Source organism: Streptomyces sp. NPDC046860 (genome assembly GCF_040645115.1).
GTDB lineage: Bacteria > Actinomycetota > Actinomycetes > Streptomycetales > Streptomycetaceae > Streptomyces.
In genome coordinates, this window is sequence record NZ_JBEYXQ010000001.1 from 86,080 (window position 1) to 106,764 (window position 20,685).

Here is a 20,685-nt window from a genome sequence, read left to right on the forward strand (position 1 = left end):
GTACCGGACGGTGGGTCAGCCCCCGTGCAGCTCGAACCAGACGACCTTGCCGACGCTCAGCCGGGTCGCGCCCCAGCGCCGCGCCAGCTTGTTGACCAGGTACAGGCCGCGGCCGCCCTCGTCGGTGGCTCTCGCCTGGCACAGCCGGGGGAGTTGCGGCACGTCGTCACCGACCTCGCAGCGCAGCACGTCCGTGCGCAGCAGCCGCAGCGTCACCGGGCGCGTGGTGTACCGCACCGCGTTGGTGACCACCTCGCTGACCAGCAGCTCCACCGAGTCGGTCAGCTCCTCCAGACCCCACTCGGCCAGGGCCGCGCGGGCCAGCCGCCGGGCCCGGCCCGGCGCCGCGTCCTCCGCGTCCAGCGACCAGTACTTCACATCGCTGGACGCGATGCCCTCGAAGCGGGCCGCGAGCAGGGCGATGTCGTCGTCCCGGTCGCCCGGGCCGAGCATGTCCAGCACCTCGTCGCACAGGGCCTCCAGCGGCGGCGGGTGGTCCGGGCCGGTCAGCCGCGCGGTCGCGGTCAGCTTCTCCCGCAACTGCTCTATGCCGGTCCACACGTCCCGCAGCCGGGACTCCACCAGGCCGTCGGTGTACAGCAGCAGCGTGGCACCCGCGGGCGCGTCCAGCTCGACCGCCTCGAAGTCGACCCCGCCCACGCCGATCGGCGCCCCCGGCGGGACCCGCAGCACCTCCGCGGTGCCGCCCAGGTGCAGCAGCACCGGCGGCGGATGACCGGCGTTGGCGATGGTGATGCGGTGCGCGACCGGGTCGTAGACCGCGTACATGCAGGTGGCCATGCGGTCCGTGCCCAGGCGCTGCGCCTGCTCGTCCAGGTGGTGCAGGACCTCCTGCGGGGGCAGGTCCAGACCGGCCAGGGTCTGCGCGGTGGTGCGCAGCTGGCCCATGATCGCCGCCGAGGTCATGGAGTGACCCATGACGTCGCCGACCACCAGCGCCACCCGGCTGCCCGGCAGCGGGATCGCGTCGTACCAGTCGCCGCCCACCCGCGCCGTCTCCGCCGCGGGCAGGTAACGCGAGGCCAGCCGCACCCCGGTGGGATGCGGCAGCGTCTCGGGGAGCATGGTGCGCTGCAGCTCGTCGGCGATGTACGCCTCGCGGCCGTACAGCACCGCCTTGTCGATGCCGAGCGCGCTGTGCGTGGCGAGCTGCGCCGCCACCAGCAGGTCCTCCGCCTCGAAGGCCAGCCGGTCCGGGCGGCGCAGGAACACCGCCGCGCCGATCACCCGGCGCCTCCCGCGCAGCGGCGCGAGGATCGCCCGCTGCCCAGACGGTACGACCGCCTCGCCGTCCTCGCCGAGCAGTTCGGGCAGCGCGGCGCGGGCCGCGGGGGTGTCCGCGAACACCGGGCGCACCCCGCGCAGCACCTCGTTCAGCGCGCCGCCCGGCCGTACCTCGCACAGTTCGGCGGTCAGCGCGGCCGGCCCGGAGAGCGCGGCCAGCGCCGAGGGCTCGGCGTCCGGCTCCGGGAAGGGCGGCGGCAGCAGCAGGCTCTCGGTCTCCCGCTCGTCCGGGATGCGGTCGGTGCGGCGCAGCCGCAGCACCACCGGCCCGGTGGGCCGCTCGTCGCCGACCGGCAGCGGGTCGCGCAGGTAGACGAGGATCGCGTCGGAGAACGTGGGCACGGTGGCGCGGCACAGGCCCATGACGATCTCGTCCAGGTCGAGACCGCGCGCGATGCGCCGGGTGGCCGCGCCGACGAACCGCAGCCGGTCGCCGTCGCGGCGCATGGGCATGGGGCGGCCCGGCGGGCCGCCGCGCCCGGTGCGGCGGTCCTGGGCGCCGGGGCCACGCTCCTGCTCGGCGCCCGGCTGGGCGGGAATGGACTCCGGCGCCGGCCGCGGACGGTGCTCCCCCACGCTGGACTTCGCGCGTGCGGGAGGTTCCCCCATGGGCTCGGCGGCGGCCGGCTGCGAGTGCTCAGGGCCGTTGACTGGGCGCTCCTTCTTCTTGTTCTTCCCCGTGCCCGCGCTGTCCCGTGCCTGGGCGGGGGCACCCAGCAGCGCCCCGCGCGCGGCGGGGGCGACGCCCGGCTGGGGGCGTCCGCAGGAGGAAGTGGGCTGCTCCGTCACGCGTGTCGAATCCGTCCGTCCGGGGCTGCGCGCAGGGCGCGCGAGAGATGCCGCCGAAGTCCCGATACCCGCAATACGTGCCCCGGGAACGGAATTCCCGCGTGGTCGGAGGCACTTTCCACCGCCGGGGGGAACCCCGCGGCGACCGCGCCGCCGTTGCCGTCGTACCCCTCGCTCACGTGCTGCCGCCCCTCGGTGACATATGGTCAGGCTCTGCGCAGAGACCGGAAGTTGTGCCTCGGTACCCTTGCGGAGGACGATCCTACGGTTGTGGTCCGGGGGCGCATCAAGGGTCTCATGAGGACACGTGCGCGGGCGTACGGTCCCAGTCCTCCGGAAGCGCGGGCACCGACCACGACGGATCGGGCCGCCAGTGCTGCCAGCCATCCGTGAACGGCCGCCCCCATGCCCCGATCACCTCCACCGCGTGCCGCCCCGCCGCCCGGACCCGCCCGGCCGTCTCCGCGTCCATCAGGCCGTCCCGCTGCGCCTGGGCGAACTCGTCCTCGTCCCGCCAGTGCCAGGTCCGGTCCGGGTGGACGGAGATGTCCAGGAAATGGTCCTCGGAGTCGACCCCGCCGGCCCAACGGGCCAGTGGCTGCTCCAGGTTGACGTACCAGTTCTTGAAGCGCCAGCCCGGTTCCCAGAACAGCCACACCGACCAGGGCTCGCCGGGCCGGGCCAGCTTCAGCACACCGGTGCCGAACCAGCGGTCCCGCCGCACCACGCGCGGCTTGGTGTAGCGGGACTCCAGCGGCTCCAGATGCACCGGAGTGCCGTCGGCCAGCACCGGCTTGACGCACTCGGTGCCGGGGGCCAGCCAGACCGCGAGCAGGTCGGCGTCGTCCCGGACGACGGTGACGGGGCGCGCGATGTGGAACGCGTCGCCCGCGTTCTCCCGGTACCGCCACAGGATCGGGGTGCCGGGCGTCCAGTACGCCGTAGGGGCCGCTTCCGCTCGTCTCACCGCTTCGTCGTCCGTCATGGACAGATATTAGGTGCCGGAAGCACCCGACGCTGCGGTGCGTGTCACCCCGCCGGACAGGTGGCGGGAAATCGGCGGCATCGTTCGCGGCCCGTCACGGGCGCGTCATCCGCAGGACATCCAGCGCCTCGTCCAGCTGGTCGAGCGTCAGGTCACCGCGCTCCACATAGCCGCCCTCCAGCACCACCTCACGGATCGTCTTACGTTCCGCGAGCGACTTCTTGGCGATCCGCGCCGCCTCCTCGTAGCCCAGGTAGCGGTTGAGCGGCGTCACCACCGAGGGGGAGGACTCGGCGTACTCACGGGCGCGTTCCCGGTCGGCGGTGATGCCGTCGATCGTGCGGTCGGCCAGCAGGCGGGAGACGTTGGCCAGCAGCCGGACCGACTCCAGTACGTTCTTCGCCATGACCGGGAGCATCACGTTCAGCTCGAAGTTCCCGGCGGCGCCGGCCGTGGCGATGGTGGCGTCGTTGCCGATGACCTGCGCGGCGACCATCAGCACCGCCTCCGGGACGACCGGGTTCACCTTGCCCGGCATGATGGAGGAGCCGGGCTGGAGGTCGGGCAGCCGGATCTCGGCGAGGCCGGTGCGGGGCCCGGACGACATCCAGCGCAGATCGTTGGCGATCTTCGTCAGGCCGACCGCGACGGTCCGCAGCTGCCCGCTGGTCTCCACGATCCCGTCGCGCGCGCCCTGCGCCTCGAAATGGTCGCGGGCCTCGGTGAACGGCAGCCCGGTCACCCGCGCCACCTCCTCGACCACCGCCGCCGAGAAGCCCGGCGGGGTGTTGATCCCGGTGCCCACCGCCGTTCCGCCGAGCGGGAGTTCGGCCAGCCGGGGCAGCGAGGAACGCAGCCGCTCCACGCCGTAGGACACCTGCGCCGCGTAGCCGCCGAACTCCTGGCCCAGCGTCACCGGGGTGGCGTCCATCAGGTGGGTGCGCCCCGCCTTCACCACGTCGGCGAACTCCTCCGCCTTGCGGGAAAGGGCGGCGGCCAGGTGCTCCAGCGCCGGGATCAGGTCGTGGACCACGGCCGTGGTGGCGGCGACGTGCAGGGAGGAGGGGAAGACGTCGTTGGACGACTGCGAGGCGTTGACCTCGTCGTTGGGGTGCACCTCCCGGCCCAGCCGCTCCCCGGCGAGGGTGGCGATCACTTCGTTGGCGTTCATGTTGGAGGAGGTCCCGGAACCGGTCTGGAAGACGTCCACCGGGAAGTGCTCGTCCCAGCGGCCCGACGCGACCTCCTCTGCGGCCGCCTGGATCGCGTCGGCCACATCCCTCTCCAGCACCCCCAGGCCGGCGTTCACCTTCGCCGCGGCCCCCTTGATCCGGGCCAGCGCCTCGATGTGCGCGCGCTCCAGACGCTGCCCGGACACCGGGAAGTTCTTGACGGCGCGCTGGGTCTGCGCGCGCCACTTGGCGTGGGCGGGGACGCGGACCTCGCCCATGGAATCGTGCTCCGTGCGGTACTCGTCGCTCATGCCGGGTACAGCGAACGGCGGCGCCGCGATGTTCCTGGGCTGAGCCGGACGGGGGCCGGTGGGCGCGGCACTGCGGGCGGCGCGGTCCGGTGGGCCCGGTCCAGCGGCAGGGGTGCAGTGGCGGCGGTTCAGTGGACCGAGAAGCCGCCGTCCACGAACAGGGACTGGCCGGTGACGTACGCGGAGGCTCCGCCCGCCAGGAAGACGGCGGCGCCCGCGAAGTCCTCGGCGAGGCCGTTGCGTCCCACCATGGTCCGCGCGGCCAGGGCCGCCACCTTCTCCGGGTCGGACGAAAGCCGGGCGTTGAGCGGCGTCATCACGAAGCCCGGCACCAGCGTGTTGCAGGTGACGCCGTACGGCGACCACTCCTCGGCCTGGGAGCGGGCGAGCGACTCCAGCGCGCCCTTGGACACCCCGTACGCCCCCGAGCGGACGAACGCGCGGTGCGCCTGCTGGGAGGAGATGTGGATGATCCGCCCGAATCCCCGCTCGGCCATCCCGGGCCCGAACCTCTGGCCTAGCAGGTGCGGGGCGGTGAGGTTCACGGCGAGGGTGCGGTCCCACTCCTCGTCGCTCAACTCGCCGTAGGGAGGGCGCAGGTTGATCCCGGCGCAGTTGACGAGGATGTCGGGCTCCCCGAACACCCCGGCCGCCTCCTCGGCGGCGGCCCGCACCCCGTCCCGCGTACCGAGGTCGGCGCTCACCCACCCGGCACGGCAGCCGAGTCCGGCAAGCCGGTCGCAGGTGGCCTTCAGCGCCTCCTCGCCCCGCGCCACGACCACCACCGAGGCCCCGGCCCGCGCCAGCGCCTCGGTGATCGCCCGCCCGATGCCGGAGCTTCCCCCGGTCACGACGGCGACGCGTCCGTCCAGCGAGAACAGCCCGGAGAGATAAGCCTGGGTAGTCATGCAGGCACCCTAGGGGGCCGCGGGTCACGGCCCCCCCCGGGAGGGGTCTCAGGCCAGGCCGGGGCCCCGGACCGGGATGGTGGTGAACGTCGGCGCGGGCGCCGGGTCCTGGAAGAAGTCGTTGCCCTTGTCGTCGACGACGATGAAGGCCGGGAAGTCCTCGACCTCGATCTTCCAGACCGCCTCCATGCCCAGCTCCTCGTACTCCAGGACCTCGACCTTCTTGATGCAGTCCTGGGCGAGACGGGCGGCGGGGCCGCCGATGGAGCCGAGGTAGAAGCCGCCGTGGGCGTCGCAGGCGTCGGTGACCTGCTTGCTGCGGTTGCCCTTGGCGAGCATCACCTTGGAGCCGCCGGCCGCCTGGAACTGCTCCACGTAGGAGTCCATGCGGCCGGCCGTGGTCGGGCCGAAGGACCCGGAGGCGTACCCCTCGGGGGTCTTGGCCGGGCCCGCGTAGTACACCGGGTGGTCCTTCAGGTACTGCGGCATGTCCTCGCCCGCGTCCAGCCGCTCCTTGATCTTGGCGTGCGCGATGTCGCGGGCCACGACCAGCGGGCCGGTGAGGGAGAGGCGGGTCTTGACCGGGTACCTGGTCAGCTCCGCGAGGATCGTGTCCATCGGCTGGTTGAGGTCGATGCGGACGACGTCCGAGGACTCGTCGAGGTGCTCGTCCGTCGTCTCCGGCAGGAACCGCGCCGGGTCGGTCTCCAGCTGCTCCAGGAACACGCCCTCGGCGGTGATCTTGGCGACGGCCTGGCGGTCGGCCGAGCAGGAGACGGCGATGGCGACCGGGCAGGACGCGCCGTGCCGGGGCAGGCGCACCACGCGCACGTCGTGGCAGAAGTACTTGCCGCCGAACTGCGCGCCGATGCCGATCTTCTGCGTCAGCTCGAAGACCTTCTCCTCCAGCTCCTTGTCCCGGAAGCCGTGGCCCAGCTCCGAGCCCTCGGCCGGGATCTCGTCCAGGTAGTGCGCCGAGGCGTACTTCGCGGTCTTCAGCGCGAACTCGGCGCTGGTGCCGCCGACCACGATCGCCAGGTGGTACGGCGGGCAGGCGGCCGTGCCCAGCGAACGGATCTTCTCCTCCAGGAACTTCATCATGGAGGACTCGTTCAGGACGGCCTTCGTCTCCTGGTAGAGGAAGGACTTGTTGGCCGAGCCGCCGCCCTTGGCCATGAAGAGGAACTTGTAGGCGCCGCCGTCGGCCGCGTACAGCTCGATCTGCGCCGGGAGGTTGGAGCCGGTGTTCTTCTCCTCCCACATGGTGAGCGGAGCCATCTGCGAGTAGCGCAGGTTGAGGTTGAGGTAGGCGTCGTAGATGCCGCGGCTCAGCGCCGCCTCGTCGCCGCCCTCGGTCAGCACGTTCTGGCCGCGCTTGCCCATGACGATCGCCGTGCCGGTGTCCTGGCACATGGGCAGCACGCCCGCCGCCGCGATGTTCGCGTTCTTCAGCAGGTCCAGCGCGACGAACTTGTCGTTGCCGGACGCCTCCGGGTCGTCGATGATCCGGCGGAGCTGGGCGAGGTGGGCCGGGCGCAGGTAGTGCTGGATGTCGTGGATCGCCTCTTCGGCCAGCTTGCGCAGCGCCTCCGGCTCCACCTTGAGGAACGTCCGCCCGTCCGGCCCCTCGACGGTGGACACGCCTTCGGAGGTCACCAGCCGGTACGGCGTGGTGTCCTCTCCCTGGGGAAGCAGATCGGTGTACGCGAACTCAGGCATCTCAGCCCATTCCTCACTCGACGGACGGCGCCCGCCGACGCTGGCGGGCGCCTCCAGCGTAGAACCACCGGCGGACAACGCTCCGGTGAGGTAAGACTCACTTGCTTCCCGGGCCCCGCCGGCCGGTAGGTGTGCGCAGTTGTCCACAGCCTCTGGTCGCGATCTATCGCGTCTGGGTACGCTGCTGCCGTGGACCTTCACAAGCACGCCCAGCCCGCGGACACCGCCCCGCGCCCGGCCGACCTGCGCGCCTCCGACGCGGACCGCGACCGCGTCACCGACATCCTCCGCGAGGCCCTGGCCGAGGGCCGGCTGACCGCCGAGGAGCACGCCGAGCGGGTGGAGGGGGTGCTCCACACCAAGACCGTCGGTGAGCTGGAGGTCTTCATACGCGACCTCCCGGCCGCCCACGACCGGCCCGCCGCGCCCGCGTACGGCTCCGTCCCCAACCGTCCGCTGCCCGGCTCGCTCCCGGCCGAGGCGGACACCAGTGTGGTCGCGGTCTTCAGCAGCGCCGTGCGCCGGGGGCGCTGGCGGGCCGGCCGGCGGTTGCACGCGTTCGCGGTCTTCGGCAGCGTCGAGATCGACCTCAGCGAGGCGCTCTTCGAGTACCAGCAGGTGGTGATCAAGGCGGTCTCGGTCTTCGGGGACGTCCAGATCCGGGTCCCGGAGAACGTGTCGCTGCGCGGCACGGGCGGCAGCGTGCTGGGCAACTTCGAGGTGAGCACGCTGGACTCCGTCCAGTCCGACGCTCCCGTGATCTACGTCGACGGCTGGTCGGTCTTCGGCAACGTGGAGGCGCGGCCCCGGCGCGGCCGGGTCGTGGCGGACATCCTCGACCGGGTCCAGAGCCAGGTCGACCGGAAGCTGCGCAAACACCTGGACCGTTGACGGTCGTGAATCCGTCCCGGCTCCGCGTGGGCCGGGAACACCGGCGGGCGCTCGCGTGAAGGGTGTGAACAAGCCGTCGCACGCCGGTGGTTGGGAACGCAGTGCATAGGCGCGCGTACAACGGGTAGGGCTTGCTGCATCGTCTCTCGCTAGCGAATCCGTCGTCAGGAGTAGACCGTGCTGCAACCGCCGCATTCGTCCCCGCAGGTAGCCGCCGTCCCGGCCCAGCGGGGTCCGGCGCGAGACAGGGATCAGGACGCGCCCTGGCACACCGAGGCGGTGTGCCGCCGCGACGAGGCAGGTCTGTTCTTCGCGCCGTCGAAGGAGCCGACCGCCGCCCGCCTGTCCCGCGAGGAGGCGGCGAAGCGGGTGTGCGCCCGCTGTCCGGTGATGATCGAGTGCCGCGAACACGCCCTGCTCCAGCCCGAGCCGTACGGCGTCTGGGGCGGCCTGACCGCGGCCGAGCGCCGGGTCGTGCTGGCCCGCAGGCGCCGGCGCGAGGTGGAGCTGAAGAAGGCCACGGCGACGCGCATAGCGGGCTGACGGCTCTCAGGGGCGCGGGGCACCGGGCCGCCGGCCGCGACGGACCGGCACCCGCACGGGCGCCCGCGCCCTCTGATCCGCTACTTCGCCCGGTCGAAGTCGACTGCGCTGTAGGCGCGCAGCTTGCTCAGCCGGTGCTCGGAGTCGATCTTCCGCACTGTTCCCGACTTGGACCGCATCACGATGGAGTCGGTGGTGGCGGTCTCGGACCGGTAGCGCACCCCCCGCATCAGCTCGCCGTCGGTGATGCCGGTCGCCACGAAGAACACGTTCTCGCCGCTCACCAGGTCGTCGGTGGTCAGCACCCGGTCCAGGTCGTGCCCGGCGGCCACCGCCCGCTCGCGCTCCTCGTCGTCCTTGGGCCACAGCTTGCCCTGGATCGTGCCGCCCAGGCACTTCACCGCGCAGGCCGAGATGATGCCCTCGGGGGTGCCGCCGATGCCGAGCAGCAGGTCGATGCCCGTGCCCTCCCGCAGCGCGAGGATGGAGCCGGCCACGTCGCCGTCGGAGATCAGCTTGATCCGCGCGCCGGTGTCCCGGATCTCCTTGATGACGCCTTCGTGCCGGGGCCGGTCCAGGATGACGACGGTGACGTCCTCGGGCGTGCGCCGCTTGGCCTTGGCGACCCGGCGGATGTTGACCGACACGGGGGCGTCGATGTCCACGAAGTCGGCGGCCTCGGGGCCGGTGACCAGCTTGTCCATGTAGAACACGGCGGACGGGTCGAACATGGCGCCCCGCTCGGCGGCGGCGAGGACGGCGATCGCGTTCGGCATGCCCTTGGCCGTCAGCGTGGTGCCGTCGATCGGGTCCACGGCGATGTCCACCTCGGGCCCGGTGCCGTCGCCGACACGCTCCCCGTTGAAGAGCATCGGCGCTTCGTCCTTCTCGCCCTCGCCGATGACGACGACGCCGTTCATCGACACGGTGGAGACGAGGGTCCGCATGGCGCGCACGGCGGCGCCGTCGGCGCCGTTCTTGTCGCCGCGGCCGACCCAGCGGCCCGCGGCCATGGCGGCGGCTTCGGTGACCCGGACCAGTTCCAGGGCGAGGTTCCGGTCGGGAGCCTCGGAGGGTACATCGAGTTCGGACGGAAGATGATGATGCTCGGTCATCGGAGCGCACCTTTCTGATACGACGACGGCCGGATGAGGGTGTGAGGTGACTCTATCCCCGGACTGAAAAAATGAGCAGGGGGCCCCACGGATGAGCGGCGAGGGCGCCTGAGACCATAGGGGACGTGGCAGGTTCGAACGGCAAGCAGAAGACGGTCCGGGACATGATCCTCTCCCTGGCCCTCATCGGTATCGCGGCGGCGGTCATCTACGTCTTCGTCCCGCACGACGATCACGCACCCGACCTCCCCCGGGTCGACTACACCGTCGAGGCGACCACGGCACGCCGGGCCGTGAGCTATCCGGTGGCGGCCCCCGAGGGGCTGCCGGAGACCTGGAAGGCGACCTCCGTCCGCTTCCGCGGCGAGGAGTCCGACCGCTGGCACCTCGGCTTCCAGGACCCCGAGGGCCAGTACGTGCAGGTCGAGCAGTCCGCCCTGAAGCGCTCCGACTTCATCGAGCAGGCCACCCAGGGCTCCTCGGCGACCGGGCGGACCGAGAAGATCGACGGCCGTACCTGGACCCGTTACACCGGCGGGCGCTACAAGGCCCTCGTGCTGGAGGGCACCCCCGGCTCCACCACGGTGGTGGCGGGCACCGCGTCCTTCGAGCGCCTGGCCACCATGGCGACTGCGCTCAGGATGGCCTAGCCGGCACGCGAGACCGGCTCGGGGCTCCGTCTTCCCGACGGCCCCCTCTCACGATGCGCGAAGGCCCCCGGAATCGCGTTCCGGGGGCCTTCGCGCACGCGGTGACCTGCTGAAAGGGCGCGGGTCAGATGGTCGTGACGGCGTCGTCGTACGCCATGCGCGGGCCGCGCGGGTGCGAGGCGTCGGCGGCCGGGCGGCCGATGTTGACGATCATCAGCGGCGCGTGGTCGTCGTCCAGGAACTCCTTGCGGACGCCCTCGGGGTCGAAGCCGGTCATCGGGCCCGCGGCCAGGCCGGCGGCGCGGACGCCGACGACGAAGTAGGCGGCCTGGAGGGTGGCGTTCAGCGCGGCCGAGTGCTCGCGGACCGGGCGCTCGGCGAAGAAGACGTCCTTGGCCTGCGGGAACGCCGGGAACAGGGCCGGCAGCTCCTCGTGGAACTCGTTGTCCGCGGAGAGGATCGCCACCAGCGGGGCCGCCGCCGTCTTGGCGCGGTTGCCCTCGGCCATGTGACCCAGCAGGCGCTCGCGGGCCTCGGGGGAGCGGACCAGGGTGATGCGCAGCGGGGTCTGGTTGAAGGCGGTGGGGCCGTACTTGACCAGGTCGTAGATCGCCCGGACCTGCTCGTCGGTCACCGGCTCGTCGGTGAAGGAGTTGGCGGTGTGGGCCTCGCGGAACAGCAGGTCCTGGGCGGCCGGGTCGAGAACGAGAGACATGCGTGACTTCCTGGGGTGCGCGTGCGGTCCCCGGTGCGGGACCGGCTGACGCACCGACCCTACGCCAGAGAAGTTCAAGCTTTAACAAAGGCGCGCCGGTGTGCTACTCGCCGTCCCCTTCGCCGGATTCCTCCGCGAGCGCCGCGTCCAGCCGCTCCCGCGCCCCCTCCAGCCAGCGGCGGCACACCCCGGCCAGCTCCTCGCCGCGCTCCCACAGCGCGAGGGACTCCTCCAGCGTCGTACCGCCCGCCTCCAGCCGGCGCACGACCTCGATCAACTCGTCCCGCGCCTGCTCGTAGGAAAGCGCCTCGTCCACCTTGCTGCTCATTCGCCCACCCTATTCATCGCCACCGACATCGGCCCGTACGGCGAACTCGCCCGCCGCCACCCGCGCCCGCAGCGGCTCGCCCCCGCTCACCTCGGCCGGGTCGCGGACCACGTGCCCGTCCTCCTTCTGCAGGACCGCGTAGCCGCGCCGGAGCGTGGCGGCGGGGGAGAGGGCGACCACGCGTGCGTGCGTGTGGGTCAGCTCCGACTCGGCCCGGTCCAGCAGATGCCCCAGCGTGCGCCGGGCGCGGCCCAGCAGGGCGTCCACCTGCTCGTCCCGCTCGTCCAGCATCCGGTGCGGGCGCTCCATCACCGGCCGGGCCAGCGCGTGCGCGAGCCCCCGCTCCTCCCGCTCCAGCAGGGCGTGGGCGCAGCGCCGGCCCCGGTCGCGCAGCATCCGCACCCGCGCCAGCTCCTCACCCACGTCCGGCACGACCTTCTTGGCCGCGTCGGTCGGGGTGGAGGCCCGCAGGTCGGCGACCAGGTCCAGCAGCGGGGTGTCCGGCTCGTGGCCGATGGCCGAGACAACCGGCGTGCGGCAGGCGGCGACCGTACGGATCAGCTCCTCGTCGGAGAAGGGCAGCAGGTCCTCCACGCTGCCGCCGCCGCGGGCGACCACGATCACGTCCACGTCCTCGCGCGCGTCCAGCTCCTTGACCGCCTGGACGACCTGCGGCACCGCGTGCACCCCCTGCACCGGCACATTGCGCACCTCGAAGCGGACGGCGGGCCAGCGGTGCCGGGCGTTCTCCAGCACGTCGCGCTCCGCCGCCGACGCCCGGCCGCACACCAGCCCGATGAGCTGCGGCAGGAACGGCAGCGGCTTCTTGCGGTCCGCCGCGAACAGTCCCTCCGCCGCCAGCGACTTCTTCAGCTGCTCCAGCCGCGCCAGCAGCTCGCCCACGCCCACCGGCCGTATCTCCGCCGCGCGCAGCGAGAGCTGGCCGCGCGGGGCGTACCACTCCGGCTTGGCGAGCACCACGACCCGCGCGCCCTCGCCGACCACGTCCGCCACCGCGTCGAACACCTGGCGGTAGCAGGTCACGCTCACCGAGATGTCGTGCGCCGGGTCGCGCAGCGTCAGGAAGACCACCCCGGCACCGGGGCGCCGCGACAACTGCGTGATCTGCCCCTCGACCCACACCGCGCCCAGCCGGTCGATCCAGCGTCCGATCAGCCGGGAGACCTCTCCGACCGGGAGCGGGGCCTCGGGCGACGTGTTCACAGCCATGCGGCGAGCGTAACGGCCGCCACCGACAAAGGGGGTGCGCCGGGGGACACCCCCCTGGGCGGATCTACGGGGTCCGGCACCCGGCCTTACGATGGGACGCATGACCGCTTCGCCTGGCCGCCGTGTCCTGCTCGCCGCCCCCCGTGGCTACTGCGCCGGTGTGGACCGCGCCGTGATCGCCGTCGAGAAGGCCCTCGAACAGTACGGGGCCCCGATCTACGTCCGGCACGAGATCGTCCACAACAAGTACGTCGTGCAGACCCTGGAGAAGAAGGGCGCGATCTTCGTCGAGCAGACGGAGGAGGTGCCCCCGGGCCACATCGTGATGTTCTCCGCGCACGGCGTCGCCCCGACCGTGCACGAGGAGGCCGCGCGCGGCCGGCTCGCCACCATCGACGCCACCTGCCCGCTGGTCACCAAGGTCCACAAGGAAGCCGTCCGCTACGCGAACGACGACTACGACATCCTCCTGATCGGCCACGAGGGCCACGAGGAGGTCATCGGCACCTCCGGCGAGGCCCCCGAGCACATCCAGCTCGTCGACGGCCCCGAGGACGTCGCCAAGGTCGAGATCCGCGACCCCTCCAAGGTCGTCTGGCTCTCCCAGACCACCCTGTCCGTGGACGAGACCATGGAGACCGTCGACGCCCTCAAGGCGAAGTTCCCCGGTCTCGTCTCGCCCCCCAGCGACGACATCTGCTACGCCACCCAGAACCGCCAGCTCGCCGTGAAGCAGATGGGCGCCGAGGCCGAGCTGGTCATCGTGGTCGGCTCCCGCAACTCCTCGAACTCGGTCCGCCTGGTCGAGGTCGCCAAGCTCGCCGGTGCCCGAGAGGCGTTCCTCGTGGACTACGCGAGCGAGATCGACGAGAGCTGGCTGGAGGGCGTCACCACGGTCGGCGTGACCTCCGGCGCCTCCGTGCCCGAGGTCCTGGTCGAGGAGGTCCTCGAGTGGCTGACCCAGCGCGGCTACGGCGACGTGGAGCTGGTGAAGGCGGCCGAGGAGTCCATCACCTTCTCCCTGCCCAAGGAGCTCCGCCGCGACCTGCGCGAGGAGGCCGCCAACCTGGCGGCCGCGCGTGGCGGAACCGGTACGCCCGAGGCGTGACCGTCAGTCGTACGTCGTAACGTATGGCCATGCAGATCTTCGGCGTGGACATCGGCGGGTCCGGGATCAAGGGTGCCCCGGTGGACCTGGACAAGGGCGATCTCGCCCAGGAGCGCTGCAAGGTGCTCACCCCGCATCCGGCGACTCCCGAGGGTGTCGCCGACGGCGTGAAGGAAGTGATCGACCACTTCGGCTGGACCGGCCCGGTCGGGCTGACCTTCCCCGGAGTGGTCGAGGACGGCGCGACCATCCTCACCGCGGCGAACGTCGACAAGAGCTGGGTCGGCACGGACGCCCGCACGCTGTTCAGCGAGCGGCTGGGCGGCCTGCCGGTCACCCTGGTCAACGACGCGGACGCGGCCGGCATCGCCGAGATGCGGTTCGGCGCCGGGCGCGGGCGGCGGGGCACGGTCATCGTCCTCACCTTCGGCACCGGCATCGGCAGCGCGGTCTTCACCGACGGCGTGCTGCTCGCCAACACCGAGCTGGGCCACGTCGAGCTGAACGGCCACGACGCGGAGAAGAAGGCGTCCAGCAAGGCCAAGGAGGACGGCGACCTGACCTGGGAGCACTGGTCGCGGCGCGTCCAGAAGTACCTGGCGCACCTGGAGATGCTGTTCTCCCCGGAGCTGTTCGTCATCGGCGGCGGGGTCAGCCGCAAGGCCGAGAAGTTCCTCCCGCACATCACCGGCATCAAGGCCGAGATCGTCCCGGCCCAGCTGCAGAACAACGCGGGGATCGTGGGCGCGGCGATGCGCGCCGAGCAGCGGGCTTCGGCGGAGTAGGGCGGGCCCGGGGAGCCTGACCGGCAAGCTCCCCGGTTCCGCGCCCCTAGGGGCGCCGTCGTCTGCTGCGTACCCACCGCACTCGGCGTACGAGGACGATCACCCCGGCGACGAGTGTCCCGCCGTAGAGCCAGCCGGCCTGGGTGGCGAGGCCGGTGAAGACGCCCATCAGCGAGCCGAGGAAGCCCGCGTCGCCGTCGGCGACGGGGAACAGTCCGGCGCCGAAGGCGATCGGCAGGGCCACGGGGGCGGTCAGCAGGTCGCCGCCGCGCACCCACAGCGCGGTCAGGACGCACACCGGCAGGAACAGCACCGCGTACGCGATCAGCGACGAGCCGAACAGCAGCGAGTCCAGCGTGCCGAGCAGCAGCATCGCGGCCACGCAGAACAGGCCGCCGCCGAGCCCGGTGAGCCGGGGGTTCGGCAGCCGCCGGCCGGCCGCGGGCGCGGGGCGCTGCTCGGCGGCGACGGGGCCGCGCACGGCCGCGACCGGCGCCGGGGACCCGCCGCGCAGGGCGTCCGGGCCGCGGCGGGCCTGGGGCGGAAGATGCGCGGGCGTGGGTGTGCCGCGTCGCGGCCCGTCTTTCCGAGGTCGCGTTCTGTGTTGCTCCACTGGACCAACTTAGGTCTGTTTATGTGCCGAATCGCCCATCAGACACGCCGAAGACGTGTCCGCGGGGCGAGTCCGGCCGGACGGGGGATGCTCCGGCTCGTAGGACGGGGGACGCTCCCGCTAATAGCCCCTCGCGGACGCCGTAAACTGGTGGATCGGCCGGTGTCCCCTGGGCCCTGGCAGCCCCTGGCCCACTCCTCTACGGGAAGTCGCAACGTGTCGCTCACGATCGGAATCGTCGGCCTGCCCAATGTCGGCAAGTCGACCCTGTTCAACGCCCTGACCAAGAACGACGTGCTGGCGGCCAACTACCCGTTCGCCACGATCGAGCCGAACGTCGGCGTGGTCGGCGTCCCCGACGGCCGTCTCGCCCAGCTGGCGTCGATCTTCTCGTCGGAGCGCATCATCCCGGCGACGGTGGACTTCGTCGACATCGCGGGCATCGTGCGCGGCGCATCCGAGGGCGAGGGCCTGGGCAACAAGTTCCTGGCGAACATCCGCGAGTCCGACGCGATCTGCCAGGTCATCCGGGCCTTCCAGGACGAGAACGTCGTGCACGTCGACGGCAAGGTCTCGCCGAAGGACGACATCGAGACGATCAACACCGAGCTGATCCTCGCCGACCTCCAGACCATCGAGAAGGTCCTGCCGCGCCTGCAGAAGGAGTCGCGGATCAAGAAGGACATCGCGCCCAAGGTGAAGGCGGTCGAGGAGGCGAAGGAGATCCTGGAGAAGGGCGACACCCTCTTCTCGCAGGGCATCCTCCAGGGCTCGGAGCGCGCCGAGCTCCTGCACGACCTGCACCTCCTGACGACCAAGCCCTTCCTCTACGTCTTCAACGTGGACGAGGACGAGCTGACCGACGAGGACTTCAAGAACGCCCAGCGCGCCCTGGTCGCCCCGGCCGAGGCGATCTTCCTCAACGCCAAGCTGGAGCAGGACCTCGCCGAGCTGGACGAGGAGGACGCGATGGAGCTGCTGGAGTCCGTCGGCGCCGAGGAGCCCGGCCTGGCCACCCTCGCCCGCGTCGGCTTCAACACCCTGGGCCTGCAGACCTACCTCACGGCCGGCCCCAAGGAATCCCGCGCCTGGACCATCAAGAAGGGCGCCACCGCCCCCGAGGCCGCCGGAGTCATCCACACCGACTTCCAGAAGGGCTTCATCAAGGCGGAGGTCATCTCCTTCGAGGACCTGGTCGAAACCGGCTCCGTCACCGAGGCCCGCGCGAAGGGCAAGGCGCGGATGGAGGGCAAGGAGTATGTGATGCGGGACGGGGATGTGGTGGAGTTCCGGTTCAACGTCTGATCGAAGTTCCGATCAAACTTCTTGCTCCGTAAAGGTGCAGGCCCAAAGGGGCCCGTCAATCCAAGACGGGCCCCTTTTGCGGCTCCGGCGGACTTCGTCCTGCTGGACGGCACCCTCGCCCGGTGCGACCGGGCCGGCGCCCGCACCCCAGGATCATCCGCATCTGCGAGCGCCAGGGCTTCCCAGGAGGTCATCGGTTGCTAGATGGTGCGGACGACAGGGGCGGGTTTGATGTCCTGGGCGTCGACGAGGGTGCGGATGTCCTTCGGGTCCGACGTCCAGATGATGGCGCCGAGGCCGGCTGCCATGGTTACGACGGTGGCGTCGACGATGTCGGAAGTGCCGGCCTTGCCGCAGAGGATGCCTGCGGCTTTGGCGGTTTCGAGGCCGACGGGTACGACGTGGCACCCGGCGAGGAACTTACCGAGTCTGACCTGGCGGCGGGCGTCCCGCCATGCCTGGCTGACGACAACGGCCGGGACGTGGATGTCCCGGCCGTCTTCGAGGGCCAGGCTGTGGCGGGCCCACATACTCCGGTCGTCGTTGTCGATGGCGATGAGGACCCCGGCGTCGTACAGGTAGGGGATGTTCACGCGGCCGAGGCTCCGGAACCGCTGAGGTACTCGGCGTCGGCGGCGGCGATGTCCGCGCGGGCGGCGGCGAGCTCTTCCGGGGTGAAGGCGCCGTTCTCCGCCTGCCACTCCCGAATGACGGCCCTGCCGGCCCGCAGGCGCAGCTCGCGTTCGGCTGCTCCGGCGACGAGACGGGAGAGCGGGATGCCTTCTTCTTCGGCGGCTCCGGCCAGGGCTTCGACCAGGGATTCGTCGAGAGTGATAGTCACCTTCTTGGTAGCCATACATCGACCATAGCGCGGTATGGCCTTCGGTGTCGGTGCACGAATCGCGTGCCGACAAGCGCGGAGTGGGCGCCGCCGTCAGACGTCCTTGATCTGGACTTGGTCGCCGCACAGCTTCGACCAGTCGTCGCGGTCCGAGGTCAGTACGAGGACGGGGGCCGGGGAGCGGAGCGACATCGCGGTGACGAGGGCGTCGATGGCGTATTTGTGGCCGTGCAGGCCGCCGGCGTCGCTCAGCAGCTGGACCGCGGTGAGGCTGTCGGCCCGGGTGACGTCCTGGACCTGGAGACGGGAGAGCACCCAGTGAAGCCGGGCGGTGTCCGTCTTCCCGTGGACGGCCTCCACCACCGTCAGGGCGGACACGAGGACGGGTACGCCTACGCGCCGGGCGGCCTCGATCCGGGTGATCATCTGGCGGTCGTCGCGCAGCAGCAGTGACAGCGCCTGGGAGTCGAGGACCAGGGACCGGGCCGCGGGTTCCTTCATGCGGCGCTGTCGTCCGACGCGTAGGGCGCCGGTGCGTCGCCGAACAGTTCGCGCTGAGCTGCCTGGACCTCGGCCTCGCTCAACGGCTCGTGCTCGGCTTCGTAGGCGGCCACGATCTCGGCGAGACCGTCCATCGCCAACTGATGCCGGACCGCCGCGGTCACGTACGCGGACACGCCACGCTTGCCCGTGCGCGAGCGCAGAGCACCGAGGAGTTCCGAGGGCATCGAGACGGAGATGTTCTCCGTGCCGCCGGGGCGGGGTGACGTCATGAGCTCAAATCTAGTACAGAAACTATTACAGCGCCGGGGTCCTGCTACACAGCCGGAGGCGTCAGGCGCATCGCCGGATAAGGCACAGGGCTCGTCACCCAGCCCGTGGTGAGGAGGAGGCGGGGGGAGCGGGTGGTGGTGAGGAAGGCGAAGGGGCGGTCGTAGGTGAGGGTGAGGACCGTGGTGGTGTGGGTGTGCCGCGGGGCGCTTCCCGCGCGGGCCGCGACCGCCGTCACCGCGCCCGCCCTGAAGCCCTTCGCGCCGAACTGGGCCACCGCCGACTGGCGGGCCGCGCCGATCGCCAGGGGGGCGTCCGCGATGCCGGGGAAGTGGGCGCCGGGGGTGTACTGGGCGGTGGTCAGGCCGAAGAGGTCGGGGTCGGCCAGGAGGTCGTGGTCGGCGCGTACCTCGTACGCGACCGTGCGGACGTCCAGGGCCGTCGGCTCCGGGCTCGCGGACGGGCGCTGCTCCACGTGCAGGCCCGGACCCGCGTGCCCGAGGGGCAGACGGCCGCCCTCGGTGACCGGGAACGCGCGCTCCACCAGGCCCACTCCGGCGGTGATGACCTGACCCGGGGTCATGCCCTCCTCGCCGAGCACCAGGTGGACGTCGATGCCGTTGTCGCCGGGGATGGTCAGGGAGGTGACATGGCCGTCCGGGGTCGCCGCCACGCCCACCCGGTCCGGCCGTACCGACCGGCGGAAGAGGCCGAGCAGGGTGCGGCCCTGCCAGGGCCCGTGCTCCGGGCGCAGCGGGATCTCGGTGAAGGGCTGGCGCCAGGTCGTGCGCAGGGACAGCGCGCCGGCCAGCACCACCCGGGCGTCCCGGGTGAGTTTCATCGGCATCCGCTCGACCAGGCCGTCGGTGCGCTCGGCGGCCCAGGCGTCGAGGCGTTCCTGAGCGGTGATCAGGTCGTCCCCGAACGTGCCCTGCGTGCCCGCGGGCAGCCCGGCGCGCCAGTCGCCCCGGAGCCGCAGCGACTGGTGGGTCCACAGGCCGAGTGCCGCGTCCAGGCCGGTCACCGAGGCCAGGTCGGCGAGGAGCCCGCGGGCCGCCGCTGCCGCCGCGTCGGCGGGGACGCCCAGGGCGTCCGACAGCTCCGCCCGCGCGGCGCCGCCCGCGCCGTCGGCGAGGAAGGCCAGCAGCGGCCACACGCCGGCCGCCGAGAAGACCGTCCCGTCCTCCGCCGCGACCGTCCGTGCCCACCGCGCGGTGAGGCCGTTGACCGCCCGCGTGGCGCTCTCCGCGAGTGTGCCGCTCATTGTGTCCCCCACGCTTCGTCCGCCCCCATGTCCGTTGCGCGCGGCGCCCGTTCGGGGCCGGGGCGCTTTCCGGTCTTGTCCGGACCCGCTCACCATGCGCGCATTCGTACGGTAGCCCGACCGAGCGTCCTCGCTCGCCCCCGCTGCCGTGACTCGTCCCGGAAACGGTACCGGTGTCCCTCTCGCGCGCCGGGTGAAACCGGTGGGTGCCCAGGTGTGATCACGACGGGACGGGGGAGTCATCAGCGGAGAAAGCCGCTGGACGCGGGTGTGCGCGGCCCCCCGTCATCACTTCGAGTGATTCTCTGGCCTCTGCTTGCGTGGCACAACCCACGGTTGCCACCCTGTCGCTGTCTGTACAACCTGATGGGAGCGGCCCGTGACATTCGGTGAACAGCCGGCGTACCTGCGTGTGGCGGGTGATCTCCGCCAGAAGATCGTCGACGGTTCACTGCCGCCCCATACGCGCCTCCCCTCGCAGGCCCGCATCCGCCAGGAGTACGGCGTCTCGGACACGGTCGCGCTGGAGGCCCGCAAGGTGCTGATGGCCGAGGGGCTGGTCGAGGGCCGGTCCGGTTCGGGGACGTACGTCCGCGAGCGGCCGGTGCCCCGCAGTGTGGCGCGCTCGGGATACCGCCCCTCGGGCGGCGCCACCCCCTTCCGGCAGGAGCAGGCCGACGCGAGCGCGCGCGGCACCTGGGAGTCCAGCAGCGAGCGGGCCGAGGCCGGGTCGGGGATCGCCGAGCGGCTCGGCATCAAGCCCGGTGAGCGTGTGATGCGCACCAAGTACCTGTTCCGGGACGCCGGGGAGCCGATGATGCTCTCCACCTCCTGGGAGCCGCTGGCGGTGACCGGCCGCACCCCGGTCATGCTGCCGGAGGAGGGGCCGCTCGGCGGGATGGGCGTCGTGGAGCGGATGCGTGCCATCGACGTCATCGTGGACAACGTCACCGAGGAGGTCGGGGCCCGCCCCGGCCTCGCCGAGGAGCTGATCCTGCTCGGCGGCGTCCCCGGCCATGTGGTCCTGGTCATCCAGCGCACCTACTACGCCTCGGGCCGCCCGGTGGAGACCGCGGACGTGGTCATCCCCGCCGACCGCTACCAGGTCGCCTACCACCTCACCGTGCGCTAGATCCTTCGGCCCTGCGCCGGATCTCTCATCACCCCCACCCAACCCGCTGACCCCTCGGTGAGGTAGCGCACACGGGACACGCTCCCCCTGTGACGTGCCCCGGCGTGCGATTCGTGCGCCGGGGTCCGGCGACCCGCCGCGATCCGGCCGTTCTCGCTGGTGGCCGTGGGTCGGCCCGGACCGGGCGGCTTTCTCCGTACCCTCG

The 20,685-nt window shown here is 71.9% G+C and carries 22 protein-coding genes; 7 read left to right on the forward strand and 15 right to left on the reverse strand.

Annotation, left to right across the window (positions count from 1 at the left end; genetic code table 11):
• Positions 1–15 precede the first annotated feature (15 nt).
• From ABZ898_RS00425 to ABZ898_RS00445, 5 genes are all read right to left on the reverse strand, one after another.
• On the reverse strand, positions 16–2,094 hold the full coding sequence (locus tag ABZ898_RS00425) for a SpoIIE family protein phosphatase (protein ID WP_361651287.1): 2,079 nt from the start codon (positions 2,092–2,094) through the stop codon (positions 16–18).
• 295 nt (positions 2,095–2,389) lie between these two features.
• On the reverse strand, positions 2,390–3,079 hold the full coding sequence (locus ABZ898_RS00430; protein WP_361651289.1) for a DUF402 domain-containing protein: 690 nt from the start codon (positions 3,077–3,079) through the stop codon (positions 2,390–2,392).
• A 94-nt stretch (positions 3,080–3,173) separates the two neighbouring features.
• Entirely contained in the window at positions 3,174–4,562 is a 1,389-nt protein-coding gene (locus ABZ898_RS00435) for a class II fumarate hydratase (protein WP_361651291.1), read from the reverse strand.
• Positions 4,563–4,690: 128 nt separating this feature from the next.
• Positions 4,691–5,470 carry an SDR family oxidoreductase gene (locus tag ABZ898_RS00440; protein ID WP_361651293.1) on the reverse strand — a complete coding sequence of 260 codons (780 nt, stop codon included), beginning with the start codon at positions 5,468–5,470 and terminating at the stop codon, positions 4,691–4,693.
• Between the two features lie 48 nt (positions 5,471–5,518).
• Positions 5,519–7,189 (reverse strand): fumarate hydratase, encoded by a 1,671-nt coding sequence (locus tag ABZ898_RS00445; RefSeq protein ID WP_361651295.1) that lies wholly within the window; start codon positions 7,187–7,189, stop codon positions 5,519–5,521.
• Positions 7,190–7,378: 189 nt separating this feature from the next.
• On the opposite strand from ABZ898_RS00445, the gene ABZ898_RS00450 reads away from it, so the two are divergent.
• Entirely contained in the window at positions 7,379–8,080 is a 702-nt protein-coding gene (locus ABZ898_RS00450) for a DUF1707 domain-containing protein (RefSeq protein ID WP_361651297.1), read from the forward strand.
• A gap of 177 nt (positions 8,081–8,257) precedes the next feature.
• The gene (locus tag ABZ898_RS00455; protein ID WP_361651298.1) at positions 8,258–8,623 is read left to right on the forward strand and encodes a WhiB family transcriptional regulator; all 366 of its coding nucleotides are present in this window, start codon (positions 8,258–8,260) and stop codon (positions 8,621–8,623) included.
• Between the two features lie 80 nt (positions 8,624–8,703).
• Here the strand turns inward: ABZ898_RS00455 and glpX are convergent, their stop codons facing one another.
• The gene (gene glpX, locus ABZ898_RS00460; protein WP_361651300.1) at positions 8,704–9,738 is read right to left on the reverse strand and encodes a class II fructose-bisphosphatase; all 1,035 of its coding nucleotides are present in this window, start codon (positions 9,736–9,738) and stop codon (positions 8,704–8,706) included.
• A 125-nt stretch (positions 9,739–9,863) separates the two neighbouring features.
• Between glpX and ABZ898_RS00465 the strand changes: the two genes are divergently transcribed.
• On the forward strand, positions 9,864–10,388 hold the full coding sequence (locus ABZ898_RS00465) for a DUF4245 domain-containing protein (RefSeq protein WP_361651301.1): 525 nt from the start codon (positions 9,864–9,866) through the stop codon (positions 10,386–10,388).
• Positions 10,389–10,512: 124 nt separating this feature from the next.
• On the opposite strand, the gene ABZ898_RS00470 is transcribed toward ABZ898_RS00465, so the two are convergent.
• The 3 genes from ABZ898_RS00470 to xseA form a co-directional block, all read right to left on the reverse strand.
• Positions 10,513–11,103, reverse strand: coding sequence for a malonic semialdehyde reductase (locus tag ABZ898_RS00470; protein ID WP_361651302.1), 591 nt, complete (start codon positions 11,101–11,103; stop codon positions 10,513–10,515).
• 103 nt (positions 11,104–11,206) lie between these two features.
• The gene (locus ABZ898_RS00475) at positions 11,207–11,431 is read right to left on the reverse strand and encodes an exodeoxyribonuclease VII small subunit (protein ID WP_361651303.1); all 225 of its coding nucleotides are present in this window, start codon (positions 11,429–11,431) and stop codon (positions 11,207–11,209) included.
• 9 nt (positions 11,432–11,440) lie between these two features.
• A complete protein-coding gene (xseA, locus tag ABZ898_RS00480) occupies positions 11,441–12,661 on the reverse strand; it encodes an exodeoxyribonuclease VII large subunit (protein ID WP_361651304.1) in 1,221 nt (406 codons plus the stop codon).
• Between the two features lie 100 nt (positions 12,662–12,761).
• Between xseA and ABZ898_RS00485 the strand changes: the two genes are divergently transcribed.
• Positions 12,762–13,769, forward strand: a complete 1,008-nt coding sequence (locus ABZ898_RS00485; protein WP_361651306.1) for a 4-hydroxy-3-methylbut-2-enyl diphosphate reductase — start codon at positions 12,762–12,764, stop codon at positions 13,767–13,769.
• A 29-nt stretch (positions 13,770–13,798) separates the two neighbouring features.
• Positions 13,799–14,554, forward strand: coding sequence for a polyphosphate--glucose phosphotransferase (gene ppgK / locus ABZ898_RS00490; RefSeq protein WP_361651308.1), 756 nt, complete (start codon positions 13,799–13,801; stop codon positions 14,552–14,554).
• A 46-nt stretch (positions 14,555–14,600) separates the two neighbouring features.
• Here ppgK and ABZ898_RS00495 read toward each other — a convergent pair whose 3' ends face one another.
• Complete coding sequence (locus ABZ898_RS00495) at positions 14,601–15,167, reverse strand: DUF6542 domain-containing protein (RefSeq protein WP_361651310.1); 567 nt, start codon at positions 15,165–15,167, stop codon at positions 14,601–14,603.
• A gap of 216 nt (positions 15,168–15,383) precedes the next feature.
• On the opposite strand from ABZ898_RS00495, the gene ychF reads away from it, so the two are divergent.
• Positions 15,384–16,472, forward strand: coding sequence for a redox-regulated ATPase YchF (gene ychF, locus ABZ898_RS00500; RefSeq protein ID WP_361651312.1), 1,089 nt, complete (start codon positions 15,384–15,386; stop codon positions 16,470–16,472).
• 200 nt (positions 16,473–16,672) lie between these two features.
• On the opposite strand, the gene ABZ898_RS00505 is transcribed toward ychF, so the two are convergent.
• The 5 genes from ABZ898_RS00505 to ABZ898_RS00525 form a co-directional block, all read right to left on the reverse strand.
• Entirely contained in the window at positions 16,673–17,065 is a 393-nt protein-coding gene (locus tag ABZ898_RS00505; RefSeq protein WP_361651314.1) for a PIN domain-containing protein, read from the reverse strand.
• On the reverse strand, positions 17,062–17,328 hold the full coding sequence (locus tag ABZ898_RS00510) for a hypothetical protein (RefSeq protein WP_361651316.1): 267 nt from the start codon (positions 17,326–17,328) through the stop codon (positions 17,062–17,064). Before ABZ898_RS00510 ends, ABZ898_RS00505 begins: the two co-directional genes overlap by 4 nt.
• 78 nt (positions 17,329–17,406) lie before the next feature.
• Positions 17,407–17,814: a PIN domain-containing protein gene (locus ABZ898_RS00515; protein WP_361651318.1), complete on the reverse strand. Its 408-nt coding sequence runs from the start codon at positions 17,812–17,814 to the stop codon at positions 17,407–17,409.
• Entirely contained in the window at positions 17,811–18,086 is a 276-nt protein-coding gene (locus ABZ898_RS00520) for a hypothetical protein (RefSeq protein ID WP_361651319.1), read from the reverse strand. Before ABZ898_RS00520 ends, ABZ898_RS00515 begins: the two co-directional genes overlap by 4 nt.
• Positions 18,087–18,130: 44 nt before the next feature.
• Positions 18,131–19,348, reverse strand: a complete 1,218-nt coding sequence (locus ABZ898_RS00525; protein WP_361651321.1) for a serpin family protein — start codon at positions 19,346–19,348, stop codon at positions 18,131–18,133.
• A 379-nt stretch (positions 19,349–19,727) separates the two neighbouring features.
• Between ABZ898_RS00525 and ABZ898_RS00530 the strand changes: the two genes are divergently transcribed.
• Positions 19,728–20,480: a GntR family transcriptional regulator gene (locus ABZ898_RS00530; protein ID WP_361651323.1), complete on the forward strand. Its 753-nt coding sequence runs from the start codon at positions 19,728–19,730 to the stop codon at positions 20,478–20,480.
• Positions 20,481–20,685: the final 205 nt, after the last annotated feature.